Source organism: Sphingobium terrigena, assembly GCF_003591655.1.
In the GTDB taxonomy this organism is placed as follows: Bacteria; Pseudomonadota; Alphaproteobacteria; order Sphingomonadales; family Sphingomonadaceae; genus Sphingobium; species Sphingobium terrigena.
The window spans coordinates 366,467-391,023 of sequence record NZ_QVRA01000001.1 but is presented as its reverse complement, the minus strand read 5'-3'; the positions used below and the strand labels follow the sequence as shown (position 1 = coordinate 391,023).

Below are 24,557 nucleotides of genomic sequence, written 5' to 3'. Positions count from 1 at the left end.
CCGACGATGGAGCGCACGGAGAAAATCGGCCTTGGCGTCGCGACCGCGGGGCATGTCCTGCTGTTCGGGCTGCTGTCGGCTGGCTTTTTGGCGACCCCCAACCCGTTGAAGCTCAAGACGCCCCCGATGGAAGTGTCCATGGTGGATGAGGTCGCGCTGCAATCGACCGCGCCCAAGCTGTCGGCCGAACCGCCCCCGCCCAGCGTCGCGCCCGAACAGGGACCAACGGAGGATGCCGCCCCCGCGCCGGAACCCGAACCCGCGCCGGAACCGGTGCCGGTCCCGCCCAAGCCGCAACCCAAGCCCGCGCCGCCCAAGCCGGTTGCGAAGCCTGCGCCGGAAAAACCCAAGCCCACGCCGCCCAAGAAGGACGTCGCCAAGGTCGCGCCCAAACCCAAGCCCGCGCCCGAAAAACCAGCGCCCAAAGCGAAACCTGCGCCCGACAAGCCCAAGGCCGCCGCCGCGCCAGCAAAGCCAGCCGCCAAGGCATCGGCCAAGCCCGCAACCAAGACGCCCGCCCGCGCATCAGGTCAGGGCAAGGCGGACAAGCCCAAGGGATCGCTGCTCGGCAATGATTTCCTCAAAGGCATCGACACCAATGCCGACGCCCCGCGCAAACCGCCCACCCCCGCACCCGCCGCTGCCATGGGTCCGGCGCAGAAATCCGCGCTCGACGCCGAACTGCGCCGCCAGTTGAAACCGCATTGGCGTCCCCCTTCTGGCGCGGACGCCGACCAGCTTGTCACCCTGCTCGAAGTACGGCTCGACAAGAGCGGCGCGGTGATCGGCACGCCCGAAATCATCGACCAGCTCGGTGTCACCGCCAGCAACCGGCCACAGGCCAAACTCCATGCCGAACGGGCGATCCAGGCGGTCAAGCTTGCCTCCCCCTTCCGCAACATGCCGCCCGAATTTTACGACCAATGGAAATGGCTCCGGCCACTCCGCTTTGACGCGAGGCTGAACCGATGAAACCAACCCTTTTGCGCCGTTTGAGCGTGGCCACCGCCGCCCTGCTCGCCTTCACCGCCCTGCCTGCGCTGGCCCAGCTATCAGTCGATGTGACCGGCGAGATTGACAGCAATGTCAAGGTCGCCGTCCCCCCCATGCCCGCGCAGCAGGAGGTTGATACCCCGGCCGGGTCCGCCACGGACCTCGGCCGAAAGATCGCCGAAGTCATCGCATCGGACCTTAAAGGCTCCGGCCTGTTCGATCCCTCCGGTCCCGCCGGCCTGCCGCAAATCCCCTTTGCCGAAGTCACTTTTCCGCAGTTCGACAAATGGGGTGCCTATCAGGCGCTGGTGCAGGGTTTCGTCCGCACCACCGGGGGGGAGGCCGACATCACCGTTGGCTGCTACCTTTATGATGTGGCGCTGAAACAGGAATTGACCCGTCAGGGCTATGTCGTCGCCCCGCGCGACTGGCGGCGGGCCGCGCATAAATGCGCCGACGCCATCTATGCCCGCCTGTCGGGCGAAAGCCCCTTCTTCGACAGCCGCATCGCCTATATCGCTGAAAGCGGGCCGAAGGGTGCGCGCGTCAAGCGCCTCGCCATCATGGACAGCGACGGCGCGAACCATCGCTTCATCACCAATGGCCAGTCGATGGCGCTCACCCCGCGCTTTTCGCCCGACTATAAATCCATTCTCTATGTCAGCTATCTGGGCAGCCGGGTGCGCCTCTATATCTATGACATTGGCGCAGGCCAGCAGCGGCTGGTGACCGAAAGCAACAACCCGACCTTCGCCCCGCGCTGGTCACCTGACGGGCGCAACATCCTGTTTTCGATGGCGATTGCGGGCAATACCGACATTTATCGCGTTCCCGCCAGCGGCGGCACCCCGGTGCGCCTCACCAATTCGCCGGGCATTGACGTGGGCGGCAGCTATTCGCCCGACGGCAGCCAGATCGTGTTCGAAAGCGACCGGTCGGGCGGGCAGCAACTCTATGTCATGAACGCCGACGGCTCCAACCAGCGCCGCATCAGCCATGGTGGCGGCCGCTATGCCACGCCCGAATGGTCGCCCCGTGGCGACCTCATTGCCTTCACCAAGCTGTCGGGCGATTTCAAGATCGCGGTGATGACGCCGGGTGGCGACAATGAGCGGATCCTGACCAATGGCTGGCAGGACGAACAGCCAACCTGGTCGCCCAATGGTCGTGTCCTCCAATTCTTCCGCACCTCGCCAGGCAAGCAGGGGTCGAGCCAGGTGTGGCAGGTCGACCTGACCGGCGTGAACGAACGCCGTATCCCCACCCCCTTGAGCGGGTCCGACCCCGCCTGGGGACCGCTGCTGCCCTGAAAATCGCGCATATTGGCGGTCGGCATGGAACCCAATCGTCTTGACAGCGTAACGAACTTAACGGACCCTGACACCGTCCTGAGCGGGCGGTGCCCGGATCAATCAAAGGAGACCCCCGATGAAGATGTCCCGAACGCTGGTCATGGCCACCGCCATCATCGCCCTGGCCGCCTGCTCGAAAAAGCCGCCCGCCGAACTGCCTCCCGCCCCCGGCCCCGCCACCACCGCCCCGGTCGGATCGACCGGACCCAGCGGCCCGATCAAGGGCAGCCAGGAGGATTTCGTTGCCTCGGTCTCCTCCGACCGTATTTTCTTCGGCCTCGATCAATATGATATCGATGCGGAGGATCAGGCGACCCTGCAAAGCCAGGCCGCCTGGCTGCAACAAAATCCAGCCGTGCGCGTGACTATAGAGGGTCATGCCGACGAACGCGGCACCCGCGACTATAATATCGCGCTCGGCGAACGCCGTGCCAATGCGGCGAAAAACTATCTCGCCTCGCTTGGCATCGACTCAGGCCGCATCACCACGGTCAGCTATGGCAAGGAACGCCCGGCCGCGCTGGGTTCGGACGAAGCTTCCTGGGCGCAGAATCGCCGCGCCGTGACGGTGACGATCCAATATTGATCACTCGCCCGACATGATCGAAAGGCCCGCCCGTCACAGACCGGCGGGCCTTTTCATTATGGGCGATACAAGCATCCAGCCCTGGAACTGCTCAAGCCGCCAGCCGGTTGCCATAGCCGATGATGATCGTCGCCAGGATCAGCAGCCCGACCCCACTCCACACCATCCGCCGCACCGCGGGCGCGGCATCCTTCCACTCGCGAAAGGCAAAGCCCCAGCAGGTGCCAAAGATGATGATCGACGCCATATGCAGCGTCCAGCTGGAAAAGCCGAACCGGCCCATCTGGCTTTCGCCCATCGTGTAGAAGAAGAATTGGAAATACCAGGCCGTCCCCGCCAGCGCGCAGAGCAGGAAATTGGGCAGCAGCGCCGGCCGCTGTCCCTGCGCATCCGCCGCGCCAAGCCATTGGCCCGCCGACTTGTTCTTGGCGATCAGCCAGGCGCACCACAGGGCATTGGTCACAAGCCCGCCGAACATGACGATGCACAGGGTCGGCAGGCCAACCCATAGCGGCCCGGTTCCCGCCGCCCGGCTGAGGTCGTTGACCGGCTGGCCCGCCGCCAGGCCAAAGGCGAAGCAGGACGACATGATGCCGGAGAAGATGGCGACCGCAATGCCCTTCCTGAAATCAAATTCGGCGACCACCGCCGCTTTCTGCTCTGGCGAAAGCGCCGCATCCTTGCGCGCCCCCGCCATGGCAACGACGATGATGCCCAGCACGGTCACCGCCAGCCCCAACAGCACGATCTGCCCGGACAGGGTGCCGGCAATCTCGCGCATGAACGTGCCTTGCACGATCGGCGGGATCAGCGTGCCGAACACGGTGCATAGCCCCAGCACCACCGCCATCCCCAGCGACAGCCCCAGATAGCGCATCGTCAACCCATAGGTCAGCCCGCCAAAGCCCCAGAGAAAACCGAAGACCATGCACCAGCCCACAACGCTGCCGGGCACCTGGGCCATCACCCCCATCAGGTCGTTGGTCTGGACCGAGGCAAAGAACCAGGGCGCGATGACCCAGGAAAATATCCCGCCGGTCAGCCAGAAAATCTCCCAGTTCCACCGCTTCACCCCGCGATAGGGAACATAGAAACTGGCCGAGGCGAGACCGCCCAGCCAGTGGAACAGCACGCCGAGCAGTGGATTGGGTGTCATAGTTCAAGTCCCAGACGATAGAGGCGATTGGCGTTGCCGCCGAACAGGGCGCGCCGTTCTGCTTCCGGCAGATCGGCGACGATGGCGTGATAGGCTTCCATGTAACGGTCGATGCTGCCGAACAGCTTGTCGGTCGGCGTGTCGCTGGCGAACATGCAGCGCTCCACCCCGAACAGGTCGATCGTCTCGCGGATGAAGGAGGCGATATTCTCTTTGGTCCAGTCGCGGCGGATGAAGCCCATGCCCGACAGCTTGACCGCGACATGCGGCAGCGCCGCCAGCGCCGCCATGCCCCGCCGCCAGTCGCCGATCCCGTCCGCATCGGTCAGCACCGGCATCCCCATATGGTTGATGATGACGGGGATGGCGGGATGCCGCTCGATCAGGGCAACAAGCCCCGGCATCTGCCCCGGATAGCATTGCAGGTCGAAGGACAGACCATGTTTGGCCAGCAACCCATAGCCCGCCTGCCACGCCGGATCGCGCGTCAGGTCGACCGGACCATAGGTCCGCGTGGGATCGGGATGCCAGTTGACGATATGGCGGATGCCCTTCACCCGGCCATGCGCCGCCTGCGCCGCCAGCAGCGCATCGACTTGCGGGTCGTTGAGCGCGGCAAAGGCGACGATCCCGGTCGGCAACCCTTCGATCGCGGCCAGCCCGTCCAGCCACTGCGTCTCCCGCAGCGCACTCTCCGCCGCCGCCCCGGCATCGATATGGACGGCACCGACGACGTTCCACCGGGCCAGGTCCGCGCGATACGCCGCCACGCCATAATTATGCGCAATGGCCTCGACGCTGCCATTCGGCCCCTCGTCAGAGAAAGGCGGGCTGAGCCAGTCATAACGGATATGCGCCAGATCCCACAGATGGATATGCGCATCGACAAAGGGAATCATGCCCGTCCTCTCCCAATCACACCCCGTTCGCCCTGAGCCTGTCGAAGGGCAAGGCTGAGCGAAGTCGAAGCCTTCGCTATGCTCAGGCGTGGGCTTCGACTTCGCTCAGCCCGAACGGAAGTTAGTTTATTATTGATCGTGGCCCACCGGCTCTTTCCGTCCAGTCGCGCCGCGCAACTTCAGGAGCGATTTCTAGTCAGATGCTTGCATCTGATGACTCGGAAATCGCGCAAAACATAGGCTTAGAAAGTGGTCCGTCCGCCCGACGTGTCGAAGGTCGACGCCGTGGTGAAGCTGCACTCCTCGCTCGCCATGAAACACACCATCGCGGCGGATTCGCTGACCTCGCCCAGACGGCCCATGGGAATCCTGGACCGCATATAATCGACCTGGCTCTGCGGCAGCTGCGCCAGGATCGGACTTTCGAAGGTCGCAGGCGTCAGCGCATTGGCGATCACACCCTTGCCCGCCAGTTCCTTGCCCAGGCTCTTGGTCAGGCCGATCACCCCCGCCTTGCTCGCGGAGTAAGCGGACGCATTGGGATTGCCCTCCTTGCCCGCGACCGAGGCGAGATTGACGATCCGCCCATAGCCATTTTCCAGCATGAACGGCACCACCGCCCGGTTGCAGTAGAACAAGCCGTTGAGGTTGATGTCGATCACCCGCTGCCAGCTGTCGAGCGGATAGTCCCACACGCTCGCGGTCGCGCCGGTGATGCCCGCCGAACAGACGAGGATGTCGATCTTGCCCAGCGCATCGGCGCTCGCCTTGGCCGCTTCTTCCACCGCCGCCTGATCGGACACGTCGAGCGCAGCAACGGCGCTCGCGCCGACCTCATCGCCCGCGGCAGCCAGTGCATCAGGGTTCACGTCCCACAGCACCACCTTGCCACCTTCCGCGACGATCCGCGCGGCGACCTGTTTGCCCAGTCCCGAAGCGCCACCGGTGATGATGGCGCAGCGCCCCGCATAGCGTCCGGCAAAAATGCTCATCCCAGCACCTCGTCGCCCAGATGGCGCCATTCCACGACATTCTGCGTCTGCACGCCCAGCTTCGCGATGCCCACTTCCATGACGTCGCCGGCCTTCAGATAGATGGCGGTCGGCTTCTTGCCCTCGCCCACGCCCGGCGGGGTGCCGGTGATCATCAGGTCGCCGGGATAGAGGGTGATATATTCGCTGACATAAGAGATGAGCTGCGCGACATTGAAGATCATCGTCTTGCTATTGCCAGTCTGCATCCGCGCGCCATTGACGTCCAGATACATGTCCAGATCCTGCGGGTCGCCCACTTCATCGGGCGTCACCAGCCAGGGACCGGTCGGGCAGAATGTGTCATGCCCCTTGCCCTTGCTCCACTGGGTGCCGCGCTGCTTCTGGTTGAAGCGTTCGGACACGTCGTTGACCAAAGTATAGCCCGCAACCTTCGACAGCGCCTCTTGCTCGCTCACAAAGCGGCAGGTCTCGCCGATGATGACGCCCAGTTCGACTTCCCAGTCGCCATGGGTCGACCCCTTGGGCAGCATCACTTCGTCATTGGGACCATTGAGCGCCGATAGAGCCTTCATGAACATCATCGGCTCGGTCGGGATCGGCAGGTTGGATTCGATCGCATGGTCCTCATAATTCAGGCCAATGGCGACGATCTTGCCCACGCCCTTCAACGGCACGCCATAACGCGGCGTCCCCTCGACAATCGGCAGCGACGCGACATCGGCGGCCTTGGCCGCAGCCAGCGTCTCGATCGTCAGCTCGGTCACCACGCCCGACAGGTCGCGAATGTTACCCTCGGCATCGACGATACCGGGCTTTTCCTGGCCACGCGGCCCAAAACGGCAGAATTTCATGGGATCAGTCTCTCTTTGGCAATCAATGACTATAGGGGCGGTGCATCGCGATCTCGCGGTTCAGCTCGACGCCGAAGCCGGGCGCATCCAGCGCGCTGGCCTTCAACCGGCCATTTTCCGGCACCGGCTCGCCGATCAGCTGCGGATGGAACATCGGCACCACCTCGGTCGGCCCCGGATGCATCATCAGGAACTCGGCGAAGGGCGAATTGTGGCGGGTGATGACGAAATGGTAGCTATAGACCGATGATCCATGCGGCACGACCATCTTGCCATGGGCATCGGCCAGCGCGCTGATCTTGAGCAATTCCGTCACGCCGCCGCACCAGCCGACATCGGGCTGGATGATGTCGCAACAGTCCATCTCCAGCAACATGCGGAAGCCCCAGCGGGTCGCCTCATGCTCGCCGGTCGTCACCAGCATCCCCTTGGGGACATTGCGCTTCAATTGCTGATACCCCCAATAATCGTCGGGGCTGATCGCTTCCTCGATCCATTTGAGGCCATATTCATGCGCCGCAATCGCCAGCCGCGTGGCATAATCCACGTCCAGCGCCATCCAGCAGTCCCACATCAGCCAGAAATCGGGACCGCATTTCGCGCGCATGTCCGCCAGTTCGGCGATATTCTTCTTCAGGCCTTCCACACCCTCGGCCGGGCCATGGTGCAGCGGCATCTTGCCGCCGATAAAGCCCAGTTCCCTGGCCACATCAGGCCGCGCGCCGGTGGCGTAAAATTGCAGCTCGTCGCGCACCGCCCCGCCCAGCATGTGATAGACCGGCTCCTGCCGCAACTTGCCCAGCAAGTCCCACAGCGCCAGGTCGACCCCGGAAATCGCGTTCACCACCAGACCCTTGCGCCCATAATATTGGGTCGAAAAATACATCTGGTCCCAGATTTTTTCATAATCGGTGGGCGAACGCCCTTCCAGAAACCGCGCCAGATGCTTTTCCACGATGAACGCCGCCGGTTCGCCCCCGGTCGTCACTGCGAAGCCGATCGTGCCGTCCTCGGCCTCAATCTCCACCACCAACGTGCCCAGCACATTGATGCCGAAGCTCTGCCGCGACTGGCGATATTCGGGGTAACGCGACATGGGCGTGGCAATATGGTCGTCGATCCAATGGCCTTCGCCCTGGTCATGATAATCGGCACCGCCTCCGCGCACCGTGAAGGCACGGACATGCTTGATTTTCGGCAAGTTCACGATCGGCACACACCCACTCCCTGAACGCAGCCGCCGCCCAATATGTGGGAACCAGCAGCAAAAACTGTCATCATATGATCAAAACGCCGATAACGGCCGGACATCGGAGGAGGTGGGTTGATCGAAACTATCAGCCCGTCCTCGCCTTCACCCTTGTTTTTCTCATTTTGTGGGATAGAGTATTATTAAATGAGACAAAACACGTCAAATCCAGAATCGGGCGAAACGAAATTCGTTGAGGTTGAGGAAAAATCGAAGGCGGCTGGTTCGCAGACCCTGCATCGCGGGCTGGACCTGCTCGACCAGGTGATCGACGGGCCGATCAAGCTGGCTGACCTGTCCGTCCGCATGGGCCTCACCCGATCGACCACCCACCGCCTCGCCAATGCGATGGTGGAACGCGGTTTCCTGACCTTCCTGCCGCGCGAGGGCTATCAGCTGGGGCCGAAACTGCTGCAACTCGGCTTTCTCGCCCAGTCTCAGGCCGACATCGTCCAGATCGCCCGCCCCCATATCGAATCGCTCGCCGCCGCCAGTGAGGATGTCGTCCACCTGGGCCGTCTCGACGGCGATCAGGCGCTGTATCTCGACAAGATTCCCGGCCGCCGTCGCGTCGAAATCTCCAGCCGCATCGGCGATCGCCATCCGCTGACCTCGACTGGCCTTGGCAAGGCGCTGCTGCTCGATGAAGCCGAAGCGCGCTGGCAGCGCGCCTTCGACGCCGAACGCGAAGCGGGCATCCACACCGCCGACTATAGGCTCTGGCTCGACCGGATGCGCGCCTATGCGACCGCGGGCCGCGCCTATGATCTGGAGGAGAATGAGGACCAGATACGCTGCGTCGCCGCGCCGATCCGCGATGCATCCGGCACGATCGTCGCCGCCATCAGCCTGTCGAGCGCCGCCCAATATATGGACGATGATCGCATGGCCGCGCTCAGCGACGACGTCCGCGCCACCGCCAACCGGGTCAGCGCCGACCTCGGCTGGACCCCCGGCCTCAAACCCCGCCGCGCCGTGCGGCGATAATCCAACAAGAAAGCCCCGCCCCATGAAACTGCTTGAAGGCAAGACCGTCCTCGTCACCGGCGCATCGACCGGCATTGGCCGCGCCGCCGCGATCGGCGCAGCGCAACATGGCGCCAATGTCGCGATCAACTATGCCAATAGCGACAGCCCTGCCCAAAGCTGCGTCGAGGCGATCGAGGCGCTCGGCCAGCGCGCCATCGCGGTAAAGGGCGACGTCGCCGACCCCCAGACCGCGCAGGATTTCGTGGCCAAAGCCGTGGACGCCTTCGGCAAGGTCGACGTCATGGTCAGCAATGCGGGCATCTGCCCCTTCCACGCCTTTCTCGACATGCCGGTCGATGTGGTGGAACGCACCTTCAAAGTGAACCTCCACGGCGCCTATTTCATGGTCCAGGCCGCAGCCCAGCAGATGGTCAAACAGGGCCATGGCGGTTCGATCGTCGCCGTCTCTTCCATCTCCGCGCTGGTCGGCGGCGAATATCAGACCCATTACACCCCGACCAAGGCGGGCGTTCATTCGCTGATGCAGTCCACCGCCATTGCGCTGGGCAAACATAATATCCGCTGCAACAGCGTCCTGCCCGGCACGATCCTGACGGAGATCAACAAGGATGATCTCGCCGACGATGAAAAGCGCCGCTACATGGAACAGCGCACCCCCTTGGGCCGTCTCGGCGCGCCGGAGGATCTCGCCGGACCCATCGTCTTTCTTGCGTCGGACATGGCCGCCTATGTCACCGGTGCCGCCCTGCTGGTCGACGGCGGCATGTATGTAAATCTCCAGTGACACCCCCACCTCCCCCCGTCATCCCCGCGAAGGCGGGGACCCATATCACCGCCTTGCGCCTTCCTTTAGGGCGCATAATGGGTCGCCACCTGCGCAGCGATGACGACGACGTAGAGGCCAGAAAATGAAACGCTCCCTCCTGGTCCCCCTCGCCGCCCTCCTCCTCACCACCCCGGCCCACGCCACCCGCCCCGGCAACACCATCCTGATCGCGGGCGATTCCACCGCTGCCGATTATGCGCCCGCCCGTTACCCACAGACGGGCTGGGGCACGATGCTGCGCTGCGCCGTCTCGCCCGACGTGCGTATCCTCAACCATGCCCGCGGGGGCCGCTCCACCCGCAGCTTCCTGGCCGAGGGGCGCTGGGACGCGCTGCGCGCCGACATCATGCCCGGCGACACAGTGCTGATCCAGTTCGGCCACAACGACCAGACCCGCGCCAAGCCCGAACGCTGGGCACCCGCGCAGACCGACTATCGCGACAATCTGCTCCGCTTCATCCGCGACGTGCGGATTGCGGGCGGCGTCCCCGTCCTCCTCACCCCGGTCGCGCGGCGCAACTTCGGGCCGGACAAGCGCGCCATCGCCGATTACCCTGAATGGTCCGCCGTCGTGCGCGATCTCGCCGCCAAAACCGCCACCCCGCTCATCGACCTGGAAGCCCGCTCACGCGCCTGGCTCGACCGCGCCGGACCGGATGCCTCCAAATCCCTCTACCTCCACTACAGCGCGCAGGACTCTATCCCCGCCTTCCCCAAGGGCGTCAGCGACGACACCCATTTCAGCGAGCTGGGCGCGCGGCAGGTGGCCGATCTGGTCGCCGACGGCCTCAAATCGCTGGCCCTTCCCATATCCGCCAAAATAGCCGACCCTCGCCCGGCGTTCACCCGCACCACCCCGCTTGGAAGGACGGATTGCCAATGACAGCCATCGACCGCCGCACCCTGATTTCCGGCGCACTGGCGGGTGCCGCCCTCGCCCCGACCCTTGCCCCGACCCTTGCCCAAGCACAGGCCGTCCCGCTGCCACCGGGCTTTGTCCGTTTCCCGATCTGGCCGGGCAAGGCACCGGGCGGCGATCATGTCACCGTGACGGAGGCCGAAACCCTGCGCCGCCCCGATGGTGGCCCGCATGACAGCCTCTTCACCCATGTCACCACGCCGACGCTGACGCTGGTGCGCCCAGAATCTGTAGGCGCCCAGCCCAACGGCGCGGCCATCCTGCTCATCCCCGGCGGCGGTTACAGCCGGGTCGCACTCGGCCATGAAGGCTATACCGTCGCGCGCCGTTTCGCCGACGCTGGCTATGCCTGCTATAGCCTGCTCTACCGCCTGCCCGCCGATGGCTGGGCGGCTGGCCCGCAAGCCCCGTTGCAGGACGCCCAGCGCGCCCTGCGCCTCGTCCGCGCGCTCGCGCCGCGCGAACATTATGACGCCAACCGCGTCGGCGTCATCGGCTTTTCGGCAGGCGGTCACCTCGCTGCCTGGCTGACCAGCCGCACGCCCGAACAGACCTACATGCCCATCGACGCCAGCGACCGCGAACCGGTCAAGGCAGCCATCGCCGCCTATATGTATCCGGTGATCCAGATGGAGGGCGCGTTCGTCCATCAGGGATCGCGCACCCAGCTGCTCGGCCCCACCCCGTCGCCCGAAATGATGCGCGCTTATTCGCTCGACCAGAATGTCAGCGCGCAAACCCCGCCAGTGTTCATGGCCCATGCGCTGGATGACAAGGTCGTGCCGCCCGAAAATAGCCTCGCCATGCTCGCATCCCTGCGCGCAACGGGCATACCGACCGAAGCCCATCTGTTCGAAAGTGGCGGCCATGGCTTTGGCCTTATCGCCCCGCCTGCCGCGCCCGCACCCTGGCCCGACCTGTTCCTCCATTTCGCGAAGCGCCACGGCCTATGACCAAAAACGTCGCCCTGTTCGTCACCTGCCTGGTCGACATCATGCGCCCCCGCATCGGCTTCGCCGCGATCCGCGCGCTCGAATCCGCCGGATGCGACGTGGTCGTGCCGCAGGGCCAGACCTGCTGCGGCCAGCCCGCCCTCAACAGCGGCGACCGCGACCATGCCGTGGCACTGGCGAAACAGACCACCGCCGCGCTCGAACCTTATGAAGCCATCATCGTCCCCTCCGGCTCCTGTGCCGGGACGATCCGATGCCACTATCCCGAACTGTTCGAGCATGACGCGGCCTGGCTCCCCCGCGCGCAGGCGGTCGTCGCCAAGACCTTCGAGGTCATGGCCTATCTCGACGAAGTCTGCGGCTGGCAGCCCGACGGCGTCACCCTCCCCGCCACCGCCACCTATCATGACAGCTGTTCCGGCCTGCGCGAACTGGGCATCAAGGCCCAGCCCCGCCGCCTGCTGGACGCGATCGACGGCCTGTCGCTGACACCGCTGGCGGGCGCGGAAACCTGCTGCGGCTTCGGCGGCACTTTCTGCGTCAAATATCCTGCCATCTCCAACGCCATCGTGGGGGAGAAAGCCGCAGCGATCGACGCGACCGGCGCAGATCTGCTGCTGGCGGGCGACCTCGGTTGCCTCATGAACATGGCGGGCAAGCTCCACCGCGACGGCAGCAAGGTCCGCGCCTTCCACGCCATCGAACTGATCGCCGGCATGGGCGACGGCCCCGCCATCGGCGAAGAAGCATGAGCAGCTTCACCACCCGCGCGGACGCCGCACTGGCCGACCCGATCCTCAAAATCGCGGTCGAACGCACCGCCGGCACCGCGCAGGCCAAGCGCGCCATCGCCATCGACGCCTTCCCCGATTTCGAGGCTGCCCGCACCCGCGCCGCCGCGATCAAGGATCATGTGATCGCCCATCTCGGCCCCTATCTGGAGCAGTTCGAGGCCAGCGCCATCGCGGCGGGCGCGCAGGTCTATTGGGCGCAAACCGCCGACGAAGCCTGCCGCATCGTCATCGCCATCTGCAAAGCCGCAGGTGCCAAGACCGTCGCCCGCTCCAAATCCATGCTGGGCGAGGAAATCGGCCTGCCCCACGCGCTGGAGGAAGCCGGCATCGGCCGGGTCGAAACCGACCTGGCCGAACATATCATCCAATTGGCCGACGAGCGCCCCTCGCACATCATCTGGCCCGCCATGCACAAGACCAGCGAGCAGGTCTCCGCCTTGTTCAAGGCGAAGCATCGCACCCCGCATCAGGAAGAAACCATCGCCGCCATGGCCCAGAGCGCCCGCCGCGAACTGCGCGGCGCCATGCTCGGCGCGGACGTGGGCATATCGGGCGCGAACTTCCTGATCGCGGACAGCGGCGCGGTCTGCACCGTCACCAATGAAGGCAATGCCGAACTCTCGCTCGTCCCCCCGCGCGTCCATATCGTGACCGCGGGGATCGAAAAGATCGTGCCGTCCATGCCACACGCCATCCACATGCTGCGGATGCTGGCCCGCTCGGCCACCGGCGCGGCGCTGACCCAATATACGACCTTCTACACCGGTCCCAGGCGCCCCGGCGATCGCGATGGGCCGGAGGAAATGCACATCGTCCTGGTCGACAATGGCCGCACCAAGATGCGTGAGGAAGGGCTGGCGGAGATGCTCCGCTGCATCCGCTGCGGGGCGTGCATGAACCATTGCGTCGTGTTCCGCCAGATCGGCGGCCACGCCTATGGCGGCACCTATCCCGGCCCGATGGGTGCCGTCCTCACCCCCACGCTCGACGGCCTCGCCGCGACCCGTGACCTCGCCCATGCCTGTACCTTGAACGGCATGTGTCAGCAGGTTTGCCCGGTCAAAATCCCCCTCCCCACCTTGCTTCGGGGCTGGCGTGAGAAAAGCTGGCGCGAAGGGCTGGAGCCGACCTCCATGCGCGCTGGCCTTGGCCTCTGGGCCTGGGTCGCCACCCGCCCGGCGCTCTACCGGCTCGGCACCGCCATCGCGATCCGCGCCATCCGCCTGCTGGGGCGCAAGGGCTGGATCGCCCGCCTGCCGCTGGCGGGCGGCTGGACCCAATATCGCGACCTCCCCAAACCCGCCGCGCAAAGCTTCATGGCCCAATATCATCAGGAACAGCGCAAATGAGCGCCCGTGCCGCTATCCTCGCCCGGCTGAAATGCCCCGCTCCCATCGCGTCGGAAGCCGCCGCCCTCCTCCGCGCCCCCGAACGCCCAGCCGTGGACGTCACCAACCTAGAATCCGAATTTCTCGCCCGGCTGGCCCTCCCCAGCGTCAACGCCAGCCATGACGTCGTCGCCAGCCTCACCGATCTCCCCGCAGCGATCGCCCGCTATCTCGCCGACCAGAACGAACCCCTCACCCTCTGCTGCCCGCCCGACCCGCGCCTTGACGTCTGCGACTGGTCGGCCTTCGCCCTCCATGCCACCGCCGCGCCGGACGAAACCGCCACCCTTGCCATCGCCCGCACCGCCATCGCCGAAACCGGATCGCTAATCTTCGAAACCAGCCCGACCGCGCCGATGCTCCCCAATTTCCTGACGCTCCACCATATCGTTCTGCTGCCGGTATCGGCCATCGCCGCCCATCTGGAGGACGCCCCCCTCCCCGGCCCGCAACCGCGCGCCCATTATTGGATCACCGGCGTCTCCGGCACCACCGACATTGAAGGCACCTATGTCCGCGGCGCCCATGGCCCGCGCTTCCTCCACGTCATCCTGCTGCGCGGCGAATTGCCTCACATGGCGGACTGATAGAATTTGTGGCCGCCGGGCCGCCTGACCATCCCGCCGGCGCGCCACGGCTCACTACGCCGCGTCCCCCGCAGGATCATGGCCGCTCTCGGCCAGCAGCTGCGCCAGCTTCTGTTCGGCAATCCGCAGCCGGAGCAATCCCAGCAACTCCACCCCGATTTCCACCGCCCCGTCGGGCAGCCCACCCAGCAATTCGCCAGCCAGCACGTCCAGCCGCGCCTGTATCTGCCCCGCCATGGTCTTGCCTGCCGGGGTCAGCGTCACCCGGTTGGACCGCCCATCCTCTGGATCGGTCGTCCGCTCGATCCAACCTGCCCGCTGCAACTGGTCCAGCGTCCGCACCAGCGACGGCGCGCTGACCTCCAGCCATTGCGCCAGCTCCGCCTGTCGCGACACCGCCCCCACGCTGGCCAGATGCACCAGACACCAGCCCGCGCTCCCGGACACGCCGAGGCCGGCCAGCGCCCCATCCGCCGCCTGCCGCCATCCCCGCGCCACCGGCCCCAGCACATGCAATAAAGCCCGCCCGGATTCCCGCTCTTTCATATCTATTAGTTAGCTAACTAATCACAAACAGGCAAGGGCGTTGTTATTGTCCAGCTCAGTGTCGGGTTAGCAGGGTCCAGGCATCACCCGGACCCTCCCAACTCAGGCCCGCCGCGTGCCGGTAAAGGCCGAAGCCCCGAACGCCCCCAGCTGCATCGTCCCGGTGACAGCATCGCCCGCCACCTCGGCTTCGCACTCCAGCGTCATCGGCATCGGCATGGTCATTTCCATCTTCCAGCTCAGGCTGTTGCCCGCAACCTTGCCATCGACCACGTCGAGCGACCCCATCATGCCCGCAAAGGTGCCGTTGAACCGGTCGCCATTGCTGATCACGGTGAACACGCCCTTCTGGTCGCCCATCGGGGTCTTGGCCACGCAATCATAGGCGCCATCGACACTTGCCATCTCATTCACTCCTTTGGAAATTGTCAGTCAGCCAGGGTGCCGGTTTCGACTGGCAAGCCCACCGCGTCAAGCTGCGGCCGCACCAGTTTTGCGTCCCCGACCACGACCCAGATCAGCCCGTCGGCATTGATCGCCTCGCGCGCCGCCTTGTCGAAATCGGCCGCGGTCATCGCGCGGTAGATATTGGGCAGCGTCTCGTAGAAATCATCCGCCCGCCCGATCAGGCTGTTGCGCATCATCGCGCCCAGCAGGTCGGACGATGTCTCGAAACTGCCCGGCAGCGACAATATCTGCCCGTTGATCGTCTGGTTGCGCTCGGCCTCGGTCGTCCCCTTGGTCGTCAGGAAATCCTTGATGTCCTGCCGCGCCGCGATGATCGATTCGCCGGTCTTGTCGGTCTGCACCGGGGCATAGACCAGCAGCGGGATCGTGTCCTTGACGCCGGGCAGCGACGTCCCCGCGCCATAGGCCCAGCCCTTGGTCTCGCGCAGGTCCATGGTCAGCCGCGACGTCGTGCTGCCGCCCAGCACTTCATTGGCCGACTGGAGCGTTACCGGATTGTCCGTCCCCTTCTTGCTCGTCAGCACGCCTGCCAGGATCATCGACTGCGGGCTTTGCGGCTTGTCGATCAGGATGATCCGCGGCGGACGCGCCATCCGGTCCATCCGGAACAGCTTGGCCCCTTTTGGTGTCGCGGGCGCCTTCCAGTCGCCAAAGCGCTTTTCCAGCAGCGGCAGCAATTCGGCGAGACTCGTATCGCCCGTCACGAAGATCGTCGCATTGTCGGGCCGCAGCCAGCGATCATGGAAAGCAGTCAGATCCGCCCGCGTCACCGCCTTGACCCCGCTTTCCGTGCCAGACCCGGTGAAGGGGATGCCATAGGGATGCGCCTTGCCATAAAGCAGCGGCGGCAACATGCGCTGGGCGATCGCGGTCGGCTCGGTCTTTTCCGCCGCGATCCGGGTCAGCATCTGCCCGCGCAGCCGTTCCACCTCGCCCGGCGCGAAAGCAGGATTGCGCACCACATCGGCCAGCAGCCCCAGCGACGCATCCAGATTGGGCTTCAGGGCGAACAGCCCCACCGTTGTCCGGTCCATGCTGTTGCCCGCACTCACCGACGCGCCCAGCCGCTCCTGCTCCTGCGCAATGTCCAGCGCGCTGCGGGTCTTGGTCCCCTCGTCCAGCAAAGCCGTCGCCAGCGCCGCCGTCCCCAGCTTGGCCCGGTCGTCCGCCGCATTGCCCGCGTCGAACGCCACCGACACCCGCACCGTCGGCACCGTCGCCCGGCGCGCAAACTGCACGGCGATGCCGTTCTTCAGCTTCGCATGTTCGACCGTCGGGAAATCCAGATCAGCCACCGGCTCGATCGGCGGTTCGGCAACCTTCGTGGGCGCGGGCGGCGTCGCGGCGGCTGGCGCAGGCGCGGCGGGATCACGGAAATAGGCCGGCTTGTGGGTGGCATTCCCCGCCAGCGCATTGTCCGCCGCCGACCGTTCGCCCGGCGCCACGGTCAGGCGGAACACCGGCCGCCCCAGCCATTTGCGCGCGGCCTCGCCCACCTGGGCCGGGGTCGCGCTGGCATAGGCGGCCAGATCCTTGCGATATTTCTCCGGGTCGTTGGAATAGACCGCCCCCTCGGCCAGCGTCACCGCCTTGCCCGAAAAGCCGCCCACCTGCTCCAGCCCCGATATCGTCCCTGCCAGCTGCCGGGTCGCGGCGCGCTGCACCTCGTCGGCGCTCGGTCCCTTGGCCAGATAGTCGGCCAGCAGCGCGTCGAGCCGTTTGCCCACCGCGACCGCGTCGGTCCCCGGTTTCACATCGACCGTAATCTCGGCAAAGCTCAATTTCTCGAACGGCTGGACGCTGGCCTTGACCCCCACCGCCACCTTCTCGTCCCGCACCAGTATATTGTAGAGGCGCGAGGAGGAGAGGCCGCCAAAGACCGACAGCGCCAGATCGAGCGCGGGCAGATCCGCGCCGTTGACGCCGGGCACCACCCAGTTGCGATAGAGGCGCGTCGCCGCAACATTATCATGCATCTGCTTCTCGACATCCTTGTCGAGCGTCGGGACGGTCGCATCCACATCCTGCGGCGCTGGGCCAGCGGCGATATTGCCGAACCAGCGCTCGACCTTCTTCTTCGCGGTCGCCGCGTCAATATCCCCCGCCAGCACCAGCACGGCGTTGTTGGGGCCATAATGAGTCTTGAACCAGCCCTGCACGTCGCTCAGGCTCGCGCTGTTGAGGTCGGCCATCGATCCGATGGTCGAGTGGCGATAGGGATGACCTTCGGGCAGCAAAGCGGCCAGTTGCGCATATTCGACCAGCCCATAGGGTTCATTCTCCCCCATCCGCTTTTCATTCTGGACGACCCCGCGCTGGGTATCCAGCTTCTGCTGCGTCACCGCGCCCAGCAGATGCCCCATCCGGTCCGACTCCAGGAACAGCGCCCGGTCGAGCGCCCCGGTCGGCACCGTCTCGAAATAATTGGTGCGGTCGAACCAGGTCGTCCCGTTCCAGTCGGTCGCGCCAATATCCTCCAGCCGCCCGAAAAACGGCCCATCGGCATTTTCAGAGCCATAGAACATCAGATGCTCGAACAGATGGGCAAAGCCCGTCTTGCCCGCCGGTTCAAAGCGCGATCCCACATGGTACCAGATCGACACCGCCACCACCGGCGCCTTGCGGTCGGTATGGACGATCACCCGCAGCCCGTTTTTCAGTGTGAACTCTTCATACGGAATGTCCACCGCCGACACGAGGCTGGACAAGGGCGCGGGCGCAGCACTGGTCGCCGCCGTCTGCGCCACTGCCTGCGTCATGGGGGACAGGGCAATCGCCGACAGGCCGATCAGCAGGGACAGGCGACGCGACAGGGGGGAAAGGGTCATGAACAACCTCTAGGAAAATGCAGTCGGGTTGGTCACCCGCGGAGGACGCTAGAATAGCGGGGCGTTTTAGCAGCGCAATACGCATCAGGCTGGACAGCGCGGCTGACCGCGATAGGTTCCGGGACATCACCGACTGCAAAGGCTCTCCCATGTTCCGCCGCCTGCCCCTCCTCGTCTCGCTGCTCGCTCTCTCCGCGCCCGCCCTCGCGCAGGGACCGACCTTCTCCCCCGACGCGATCCGCGCCGATGTCAGCTTCCTGGCCGACGACCTGCTCGAAGGACGCGACGCCGGGACGCGCGGTTATGACATTGCCGCCCGCTACGTCGCCGCCCGCTTCGCCGCGCTCGGCCTGCAACAGGCGGTCAAGGACAGCTGGTATCAGCCAGTCATGCTGGCGGTCGCTGAACTTGACGCCAAGGTGAAACCCGCGCTCACCATCGGCGGCACCCGCTTCGACACGGGCGGCGATGTCGCGATTGGTGCGTTCGGTCGCGAACCGGTCCAGAGCATCGAGGCTGGCGCGGTATTCGTGGGCTATGGCCTGCAATCGGACCGCGAGAAGATCGACGATTATGCAGGCCTCGACCTGCGCGGCAAATTCGCCGTGGCGCTTTCCGGTTCGCCGGTCGGGATGCCCAGCGAAGTCGGCGCCCATCTTGCGGCGGAAAAGGCGCTGGCCGCGCAAAAGGCCGGTGCCATCGGCCTCATCACCATTCCCAGCCCCAGCCTGCTGGCCCGCACCCCCTGGGAAAAGCTGCGCGACCGCGCCAGCGAACCGACCGTCAGCTGGCTCGACGCACAGGCCAAGCCCTTCACCCGCACTCCCGCCATTCGCGGCAGCGCATCGGTCAACGGTGCCGCGACCGACGCCCTGTTCGCCGGGTCAGGCCGCAAGATCGCCGCGATCATGCAACTCGCAGGCAAGAAGGGTGGCCGCCCCAAAGGCTTTGCCCTCAAACCCCTTATCCGGCTCGACCGCACCAGCACGGTCCGCACCGCCGCCTCATCCAACGTCATCGCCATCCTGCCCGGATCGGACCCGTCACTGGAGCATGAATATGTCCTGCTGATGGCGCATCTCGACCATAATGGCGTGCGCGAAAGCGCCAAGGGACCGGACAAAATCTATAATGGCGCGATGGACAATGCGTCGGGCACCGCGACGATGCTGGCCGTCGCCAAGGCCTTTGCCGACAGCGGCACCCGCCCCAAACGCTCCATCCTGTTCGCGGCGGTCACGGCGGAGGAGGACGGCCTGCTAGGCTCCCAATATCTCGCCCGCAACCCCGTCCTGCCCACAGGGGGCAAGCTGGTGGGCGTGGTCAATCTCGACATGCCGATCCTGACCTATGATTTCGCCGATGTCGTCGCTTTCGGGGCGGAACATTCCACCCTCGGCCCGATCGTCGATCGCGCGGCCAAATCCGCAGGCGTCACCCTCTCGCCCGATCCGCTCCCGGCTGAAGGCCTCTTCACCCGCTCCGACCATTATCGCTTCGTGCAGGAAGGCGTACCGTCGGTATTCCTGATGACCGGCTTCGCTGGCCCCGGCAAAGCCGCATTCGAACATTTCCTCAAGACCGACTATCACCAGCCATCCGACCAGATCAGCCTGCCCTTCAACTGGCAGGCCGCGGCCAAATTCGCCCGCGTCAATTACGCCATCGCCCGCGACATCGCCGACGCGCCGCAAGCGCCGCTTTGGTATCAGGGCGACTTTTTCGGCGACGCCTTCGCGCCCGATCAGCCCAAGGCCAGCACGCCAAAATGAACCGCTCTTTGGTGGAAATTGCGTAGTGCCTCTTGTGTGGCCTTTTGGCAACACCACATCAGCCGCAGTTTCATACAGAGCCAAGGGCTTCACAAAGGTAAGTCATGAACCTCGAAAAATTCACCGACCGCGCCAAGGGCTTCCTCCAGTCGGCGCAAACCGTCGCGATCCGCATGAGCCATCAGCGGATCAGCCCCGAACATCTGCTCAAAGCGCTGCTGGAGGATGAGCAAGGCATGGCGTCGGGCCTGATCAAGGCGGCAAGCGGCGCGCCCGAAGTTGCGCTGCGCGACACCGATGCGGCGCTCGCCAAGGTGCCGTCCGTCTCCGGCAGCGGCGCGCAGCAGACGCCGGGTCTCGACAATGACGCGGTGCGCGTGCTGGACTCCGCCGAACAGGTCGCGGCCAAGGCGGGCGACAGCTTCGTCACCGTCGAACGGCTGCTCCTCGCGCTGACGCTGGCCACCACAACGACGGCTGGCAAGGCGCTGGCCGCCGCTGGCGTCAAGGCCGAAGCCCTCAACGCCGCGATCAATCATCTGCGTCAGGGCCGCAGCGCCGACACCGCGGGCGCGGAGGATCGCTACGACGCGCTCAAGAAATTCGCCCGTGATCTCACCGAAGCTGCGCGCGCAGGCAAGCTCGATCCGGTCATTGGCCGGGACGAGGAAATCCGCCGCACTATCCAGATCCTCGCGCGCCGCACCAAGAATAACCCCGTCCTGATCGGCGACCCCGGCGTCGGCAAGACCGCCATCGCCGAGGGCCTCGCGCTGCGCATCGCCAATGGCGACGTGCCCGATACGCTGAAAGACCGCACATTGATGGCGCTCGACATGGGCAGCCTGATCGCGGGCGCCAAATATCGCGGCGAATTTGAGGAGCGCCTGAAAGGCGTGCTGGACGAGGTGAAGGCGGCGGAAGGCCAGGTCGTCCTGTTCATAGACGAAATGCACATGCTGATTGGCGCGGGCAAATCCGAAGGCGCGATGGACGCGGGCAACCTGCTCAAGCCCGCTCTGGCGCGCGGCGAACTCCACTGCATCGGCGCGACCACGCTCGACGAATATCGCAAATATGTCGAAAAAGACCCCGCCCTCCAGCGCCGCTTCCAGCCGGTGTTCGTCGGCGAACCCACGGTCGAGGATACGATCAGCATCCTGCGCGGCCTGAAGGAAAAATATGAGCTGCACCATGGTGTGCGGATCACCGACAGTGCTTTGGTCTCGGCCGCGACCCTCTCCAACCGCTACATTACCGACCGCTTCCTGCCCGACAAGGCGATCGACCTGATGGACGAGGCCGCGTCGCGCCTGCGGATGGAGGTGGAATCCAAGCCGGAGGAAATCGAGAATCTCGACCGCCGCATCATCCAGCTCAAGATTGAGCGGGAGGCGCTCAGGAAGGAAACCGACAAGGCCTCCGCCGACCGGCTGACGACGCTGGAAACCGATCTCGCCAATCTGGAGGAGCAGTCCGCCTCGCTCACCACCCGCTGGCAGGCGGAAAAGGACAAGATTGCGGGCGAAGCGAAGATCAAGGAACAGCTCGACGTCGCCCGGCTCGAACTGGAACAGGCGCAGCGCGCCGGCGACCTCGCCAAGATGAGCGAGTTGTCCTACGGCACGATCCCTGGCCTCGAAAAACGCCTAGCCGAAGCGGAAACCGCGTCCGAAGGCGCGATGCTGCGCGAAGAAGTGACTGCCGAGGACATCGCCGGGGTCGTCGCCCGCTGGACGGGAATCCCGGTCGAGCGGATGCTGACCGGCGAGCGCGAGAAGCTACTGGCGATGGAAGACACGCTGGGCAAGCGCGTCATCGGGCAGGCCCATGCGGTCAAGGCCGTGTCCACCGCCGTCCGCCGCGCCCGCGCCGGGCTACAGGACCCCAATCGCCCGCTTGGCTCTTTCCTCTTCCTTGGCCCCACGGGCGTCGGCAAGACCGAGTTGACCAAGGCGCTGGCCGGTTTCCTGTTCGACGATGAAAATGCCATGGTCCGCATCGACATGAGCGAATTCATGGAAAAGCACAGCGTCGCCCGGTTGATCGGCGCGCCGCCGGGCTATGTCGGCTATGAGGAAGGCGGCGTCCTGACCGAAGCCGTGCGCCGCCGCCCCTATCAGGTCGTGCTCTTCGACGAGGTGGAAAAAGCCCATGGCGACGTGTTCAACATCCTGCTCCAGGTGCTGGACGATGGCCGCCTGACCGACGGGCAGGGTCGCACGGTCGATTTCACCAATACGATCATCGTGCTGACATCGAACCTGGGCAGCCAATATATCGCGGCGCTGGGCGATGATGATCCGGTCGAAAAGGTCGAGGATCAGGTGATGGAGGTCGTCCGCGGCCATTTCCGCCCCGAGTTCCTCAATCGCCTGGACGAGATCATCCTGTTCCACCGCCTGGGCGTCACCCATATGGCGCCGATCGTCGATATCCAGGTCGCCCGCGTGCAGAAACTGCTCAAGGATCGCAAGATCGCGCTCGACCTGACCGACGGCGCGCGCGCATGGCTGGGGCGGGTCGGCTATGACCCGGTCTATGGCGCACGGCCATTGAAGCGCGCGGTCCAGCGCTACCTGCAAGACCCGCTGGCCGACCTGATCCTGCGCGGGGACGTCCCCGACGGATCGCAGGTGCGGGTGGAGGATGGGGATGGCGCGCTGACGCTCAGCGTCGCCTGACGCGAAAGGCGGGAGGGGCCACGCCCCTCCCGCACCTCACCCGTTGGGGTTCATCCCCGCACGGCTGCGGGTGATGATGTCGTCGGCATCGCGATTCTGCTGTTCGGTGATCGTCCGCCATTCTGCGTTGGTCTTGCAGACCCGTTCCTTCTTCACCAGCGACCCGGTGACCTGGAACCGCTTGCACCGCACTGCATTGGGATCATTCTTGTCCAGCGGAGCCTTGTCCTGCGCCAGCACCGGCATGGCCATGACGATCAGGCTGGACGCAATCACTGCCTTGAACATTCGCACTCTCATTCTCCTGGATAGGCGGCAGCGCTGGCCTCGTCTCTCGCAACGGGCCAGACTCCATGCCGTCGATCAGATGCGCGGCAGGACGTCCTTCGTCTTGCTTGCATCGGCCGTGGCGTAGAATTGCTTTAATAACGCCTGCTCCGCAAGCGACAAATGCGGGTTCCACACGTCGAAAATCAGCACCACCCGCAAATGATCGCTGTCATTCCACGCCTCATGTTCGATCGTGTCGTCAAAGGCAAAGGCGACCCCTTCTTGCCACGCCCTCGTTTCACCTCCGACACGAAAAAAGCAACCCGGCGGCACGACCAGCGGCAGATGGACGATCGCGCGTGTGTTGGTAACGCCAGTATGCGCCGGAATCCGGCTGTGCGGTTTGAGCAAGGAGAAGAAGGCCGATGGCGCTCGCCCCGGAATGTCGGCACGCGGCAACGCCTCCAGCGCCGCGACTGTCTGCGGACAGGCGGCGCACACCGCCTCGTTCCGCATGCCATATTCCCACAGAAAGGCCGCCCCCCAATCGAGCGACCCGTCCAACGCAGTCCACTTATTCTGCGGCGTGCCAGCATCCTGCCGCACATAGGGCCGGATCGCTCCGTCATTCTGCCCGATCATGGCCAGAAATTCCGCGCGGATCGCCTGGGTCTGCGCCTCCAGCGCGTCCATCCAGGGGAAATGTTGCCGGTCGAAATATTCGTCGGCGGGCAGGAAGGGGTAATGCAGGCCCGAACACTGATTCTGGTAGATCGTCCGACGGCCAAATTCCCGATCAAGACAGGCCTGAAAGCGCCGCTGCGTCACCGCGTCCGCCGCCGTCAATTGCGCCGCCACGCCCGTCTCGACAAAGGCGGCAAACTCGACCTGATGCGCGGTGACGAAGTCGCGTGCCTGCACCAAAGTTTCTACCAGTGCGGGCGGCAGGTCGGGCAAGCCTGCCGACAGCGCCAATGCCTTGCCCCAACTGTCCGCCGCACCCTGCCGTTCATCCAGCCGTTGCTGGAGCTGCGCCATGCGGATTTGCGCCATCAAATTGCGCTGGTCGATGTCGATCGCCGCCTGCAACGCCGCCCGCTCCGCTTCCGCCGCGCCCAGCCCGCGCTCCGCCGATGCGACATTCATCCACAGCGCCGCTTCCCCGGGATCGGCCGCCGCCGCACCACGAAAATGCGTGCTGGCCACTGCAAAATCCCGCCGGTCGAGCGCAATCATCCCCAGCAGGTTGAGCGCCTGCGGTTCGCCGGGCTGCCGCGCGAGCGCATCGTTCAGCAATTGCTCGGCCGCCGCGACACGTCCCTGCCGCCGCGCTTCCACCGCCTGCTGCACCAACCGACCAACCGCCAATTCCATAAAGCCCCCCAGCTTCTTGCCTCGCATCGCTACCACAAGCCGGGGCGCTGGCAAGTAGGGGAAAGCCCGGCGGCTTG

General features: G+C 65.1%; 22 protein-coding genes. 12 read left to right on the top strand and 10 right to left on the bottom strand.

The annotated features are described in order from the left end of the window. Nucleotides 1-6 precede the first annotated feature (6 nt). From D0Z70_RS01865 to pal, 3 genes are all read left to right on the top strand, one after another. Nucleotides 7-972, top strand: a complete 966-nt coding sequence (locus D0Z70_RS01865) for a cell envelope biogenesis protein TolA (protein WP_119743691.1) — start codon at nt 7-9, stop codon at nt 970-972. Continuing rightward, nucleotides 969-2,303 (top strand): Tol-Pal system beta propeller repeat protein TolB, encoded by a 1,335-nt coding sequence (tolB, locus tag D0Z70_RS01860; protein ID WP_119743690.1) that lies wholly within the window; start codon nt 969-971, stop codon nt 2,301-2,303. The genes D0Z70_RS01865 and tolB overlap by 4 nt, the downstream gene beginning before the upstream one ends. A 118-nt stretch (nt 2,304-2,421) precedes the next feature. Further along, nucleotides 2,422-2,931, top strand: a complete 510-nt coding sequence (pal, locus tag D0Z70_RS01855; RefSeq protein ID WP_119743689.1) for a peptidoglycan-associated lipoprotein Pal — start codon at nt 2,422-2,424, stop codon at nt 2,929-2,931. A 91-nt stretch (nt 2,932-3,022) separates the two neighbouring features. Here pal and rhaT read toward each other — a convergent pair whose 3' ends face one another. From rhaT to rhmD, 5 genes are all read right to left on the bottom strand, one after another. Then, complete coding sequence (gene rhaT, locus D0Z70_RS01850) at nt 3,023-4,087, bottom strand: L-rhamnose/proton symporter RhaT (protein WP_119743688.1); 1,065 nt, start codon at nt 4,085-4,087, stop codon at nt 3,023-3,025. Next, nucleotides 4,084-4,986, bottom strand: a complete 903-nt coding sequence (locus tag D0Z70_RS01845) for an amidohydrolase family protein (RefSeq protein WP_119743687.1) — start codon at nt 4,984-4,986, stop codon at nt 4,084-4,086. The genes rhaT and D0Z70_RS01845 overlap by 4 nt, the downstream gene beginning before the upstream one ends. Before the next feature lie 242 nt (nt 4,987-5,228). Then, complete coding sequence (locus D0Z70_RS01840) at nt 5,229-5,978, bottom strand: SDR family NAD(P)-dependent oxidoreductase (RefSeq protein WP_119743686.1); 750 nt, start codon at nt 5,976-5,978, stop codon at nt 5,229-5,231. Beyond that, the gene (locus D0Z70_RS01835) at nt 5,975-6,832 is read right to left on the bottom strand and encodes a 2,4-didehydro-3-deoxy-L-rhamnonate hydrolase (RefSeq protein WP_119743685.1); all 858 of its coding nucleotides are present in this window, start codon (nt 6,830-6,832) and stop codon (nt 5,975-5,977) included. Before D0Z70_RS01835 ends, D0Z70_RS01840 begins: the two co-directional genes overlap by 4 nt. Before the next feature lie 22 nt (nt 6,833-6,854). Further along, nucleotides 6,855-8,039, bottom strand: a complete 1,185-nt coding sequence (rhmD, locus tag D0Z70_RS01830; RefSeq protein ID WP_119743754.1) for an L-rhamnonate dehydratase — start codon at nt 8,037-8,039, stop codon at nt 6,855-6,857. A gap of 189 nt (nt 8,040-8,228) precedes the next feature. Between rhmD and D0Z70_RS01825 the strand changes: the two genes are divergently transcribed. The 7 genes from D0Z70_RS01825 to D0Z70_RS01795 all read left to right on the top strand — a co-directional run bounded on the left by D0Z70_RS01825 (nt 8,229) and on the right by D0Z70_RS01795 (nt 14,538). Next, nucleotides 8,229-9,068 (top strand): IclR family transcriptional regulator, encoded by an 840-nt coding sequence (locus D0Z70_RS01825; protein ID WP_119743684.1) that lies wholly within the window; start codon nt 8,229-8,231, stop codon nt 9,066-9,068. Between the two features lie 22 nt (nt 9,069-9,090). Continuing rightward, nucleotides 9,091-9,855: an L-rhamnose 1-dehydrogenase Lra1 gene (locus D0Z70_RS01820; protein WP_119743683.1), complete on the top strand. Its 765-nt coding sequence runs from the start codon at nt 9,091-9,093 to the stop codon at nt 9,853-9,855. A gap of 124 nt (nt 9,856-9,979) precedes the next feature. Beyond that, the gene (locus tag D0Z70_RS01815; RefSeq protein WP_119743682.1) at nt 9,980-10,780 is read left to right on the top strand and encodes a rhamnogalacturonan acetylesterase; all 801 of its coding nucleotides are present in this window, start codon (nt 9,980-9,982) and stop codon (nt 10,778-10,780) included. Continuing rightward, on the top strand, nt 10,777-11,769 hold the full coding sequence (locus D0Z70_RS01810; RefSeq protein ID WP_119743681.1) for an alpha/beta hydrolase: 993 nt from the start codon (nt 10,777-10,779) through the stop codon (nt 11,767-11,769). Before D0Z70_RS01815 ends, D0Z70_RS01810 begins: the two co-directional genes overlap by 4 nt. Beyond that, a complete protein-coding gene (locus D0Z70_RS01805) occupies nt 11,766-12,521 on the top strand; it encodes a (Fe-S)-binding protein (RefSeq protein WP_119743680.1) in 756 nt (251 codons plus the stop codon). The genes D0Z70_RS01810 and D0Z70_RS01805 overlap by 4 nt, the downstream gene beginning before the upstream one ends. Next, nucleotides 12,518-13,912, top strand: a complete 1,395-nt coding sequence (locus D0Z70_RS01800) for a lactate utilization protein B (RefSeq protein ID WP_119743679.1) — start codon at nt 12,518-12,520, stop codon at nt 13,910-13,912. Before D0Z70_RS01805 ends, D0Z70_RS01800 begins: the two co-directional genes overlap by 4 nt. Then, a complete protein-coding gene (locus D0Z70_RS01795) occupies nt 13,909-14,538 on the top strand; it encodes a LutC/YkgG family protein (RefSeq protein ID WP_119743678.1) in 630 nt (209 codons plus the stop codon). Before D0Z70_RS01800 ends, D0Z70_RS01795 begins: the two co-directional genes overlap by 4 nt. A gap of 54 nt (nt 14,539-14,592) precedes the next feature. Here D0Z70_RS01795 and D0Z70_RS01790 read toward each other — a convergent pair whose 3' ends face one another. The 3 genes from D0Z70_RS01790 to D0Z70_RS01780 form a co-directional block, all read right to left on the bottom strand. After that, nucleotides 14,593-15,084 carry a MarR family winged helix-turn-helix transcriptional regulator gene (locus tag D0Z70_RS01790; protein ID WP_119743677.1) on the bottom strand — a complete coding sequence of 164 codons (492 nt, stop codon included), beginning with the start codon at nt 15,082-15,084 and terminating at the stop codon, nt 14,593-14,595. Between the two features lie 102 nt (nt 15,085-15,186). Then, nucleotides 15,187-15,489: a hypothetical protein gene (locus tag D0Z70_RS01785; RefSeq protein WP_119743676.1), complete on the bottom strand. Its 303-nt coding sequence runs from the start codon at nt 15,487-15,489 to the stop codon at nt 15,187-15,189. 23 nt (nt 15,490-15,512) lie between these two features. Further along, nucleotides 15,513-18,380, bottom strand: a complete 2,868-nt coding sequence (locus D0Z70_RS01780; protein WP_119743675.1) for a M16 family metallopeptidase — start codon at nt 18,378-18,380, stop codon at nt 15,513-15,515. Between the two features lie 149 nt (nt 18,381-18,529). Between D0Z70_RS01780 and D0Z70_RS01775 the strand changes: the two genes are divergently transcribed. Then, nucleotides 18,530-20,152, top strand: coding sequence for a M28 family metallopeptidase (locus D0Z70_RS01775; RefSeq protein WP_119743674.1), 1,623 nt, complete (start codon nt 18,530-18,532; stop codon nt 20,150-20,152). 104 nt (nt 20,153-20,256) lie between these two features. Then, nucleotides 20,257-22,836: an ATP-dependent chaperone ClpB gene (clpB, locus tag D0Z70_RS01770; protein WP_119743673.1), complete on the top strand. Its 2,580-nt coding sequence runs from the start codon at nt 20,257-20,259 to the stop codon at nt 22,834-22,836. 36 nt (nt 22,837-22,872) lie between these two features. Here clpB and D0Z70_RS01765 read toward each other — a convergent pair whose 3' ends face one another. Then, the gene (locus D0Z70_RS01765; protein ID WP_119743672.1) at nt 22,873-23,124 is read right to left on the bottom strand and encodes a hypothetical protein; all 252 of its coding nucleotides are present in this window, start codon (nt 23,122-23,124) and stop codon (nt 22,873-22,875) included. A gap of 75 nt (nt 23,125-23,199) precedes the next feature. Then, complete coding sequence (locus D0Z70_RS01760) at nt 23,200-24,507, bottom strand: aspartyl/asparaginyl beta-hydroxylase domain-containing protein (RefSeq protein ID WP_239018773.1); 1,308 nt, start codon at nt 24,505-24,507, stop codon at nt 23,200-23,202. Nucleotides 24,508-24,557 lie beyond the last annotated feature (50 nt).

What these genes read in the sequence shown, in the direction of transcription:
- D0Z70_RS01790 (WP_119743677.1), bottom strand. Translation starts at nt 15,084, where the DNA reads ATGAAAGAGCGGGAATCCGGGCGGGCTTTATTGCATGTGCTGGGGCCG.
- D0Z70_RS01780 (WP_119743675.1), bottom strand. Translation starts at nt 18,380, where the DNA reads ATGACCCTTTCCCCCCTGTCGCGTCGCCTGTCCCTGCTGATCGGCCTG.
- D0Z70_RS01810 (WP_119743681.1), top strand. Translation starts at nt 10,777, where the DNA reads ATGACAGCCATCGACCGCCGCACCCTGATTTCCGGCGCACTGGCGGGT.
- D0Z70_RS01760 (WP_239018773.1), bottom strand. Translation starts at nt 24,507, where the DNA reads ATGCGAGGCAAGAAGCTGGGGGGCTTTATGGAATTGGCGGTTGGTCGG.
- D0Z70_RS01800 (WP_119743679.1), top strand. Translation starts at nt 12,518, where the DNA reads ATGAGCAGCTTCACCACCCGCGCGGACGCCGCACTGGCCGACCCGATC.
- D0Z70_RS01840 (WP_119743686.1), bottom strand. Translation starts at nt 5,978, where the DNA reads ATGAGCATTTTTGCCGGACGCTATGCGGGGCGCTGCGCCATCATCACC.
- D0Z70_RS01815 (WP_119743682.1), top strand. Translation starts at nt 9,980, where the DNA reads ATGAAACGCTCCCTCCTGGTCCCCCTCGCCGCCCTCCTCCTCACCACC.
- D0Z70_RS01845 (WP_119743687.1), bottom strand. Translation starts at nt 4,986, where the DNA reads ATGATTCCCTTTGTCGATGCGCATATCCATCTGTGGGATCTGGCGCAT.
- D0Z70_RS01865 (WP_119743691.1), top strand. Translation starts at nt 7, where the DNA reads ATGGAGCGCACGGAGAAAATCGGCCTTGGCGTCGCGACCGCGGGGCAT.
- rhaT (WP_119743688.1), bottom strand. Translation starts at nt 4,087, where the DNA reads ATGACACCCAATCCACTGCTCGGCGTGCTGTTCCACTGGCTGGGCGGT.
- D0Z70_RS01805 (WP_119743680.1), top strand. Translation starts at nt 11,766, where the DNA reads ATGACCAAAAACGTCGCCCTGTTCGTCACCTGCCTGGTCGACATCATG.
- D0Z70_RS01820 (WP_119743683.1), top strand. Translation starts at nt 9,091, where the DNA reads ATGAAACTGCTTGAAGGCAAGACCGTCCTCGTCACCGGCGCATCGACC.
- D0Z70_RS01825 (WP_119743684.1), top strand. Translation starts at nt 8,229, where the DNA reads ATGAGACAAAACACGTCAAATCCAGAATCGGGCGAAACGAAATTCGTT.
- D0Z70_RS01775 (WP_119743674.1), top strand. Translation starts at nt 18,530, where the DNA reads ATGTTCCGCCGCCTGCCCCTCCTCGTCTCGCTGCTCGCTCTCTCCGCG.
- clpB (WP_119743673.1), top strand. Translation starts at nt 20,257, where the DNA reads ATGAACCTCGAAAAATTCACCGACCGCGCCAAGGGCTTCCTCCAGTCG.
- tolB (WP_119743690.1), top strand. Translation starts at nt 969, where the DNA reads ATGAAACCAACCCTTTTGCGCCGTTTGAGCGTGGCCACCGCCGCCCTG.
- D0Z70_RS01795 (WP_119743678.1), top strand. Translation starts at nt 13,909, where the DNA reads ATGAGCGCCCGTGCCGCTATCCTCGCCCGGCTGAAATGCCCCGCTCCC.
- D0Z70_RS01785 (WP_119743676.1), bottom strand. Translation starts at nt 15,489, where the DNA reads ATGGCAAGTGTCGATGGCGCCTATGATTGCGTGGCCAAGACCCCGATG.
- D0Z70_RS01765 (WP_119743672.1), bottom strand. Translation starts at nt 23,124, where the DNA reads ATGTTCAAGGCAGTGATTGCGTCCAGCCTGATCGTCATGGCCATGCCG.
- pal (WP_119743689.1), top strand. Translation starts at nt 2,422, where the DNA reads ATGAAGATGTCCCGAACGCTGGTCATGGCCACCGCCATCATCGCCCTG.
- D0Z70_RS01835 (WP_119743685.1), bottom strand. Translation starts at nt 6,832, where the DNA reads ATGAAATTCTGCCGTTTTGGGCCGCGTGGCCAGGAAAAGCCCGGTATC.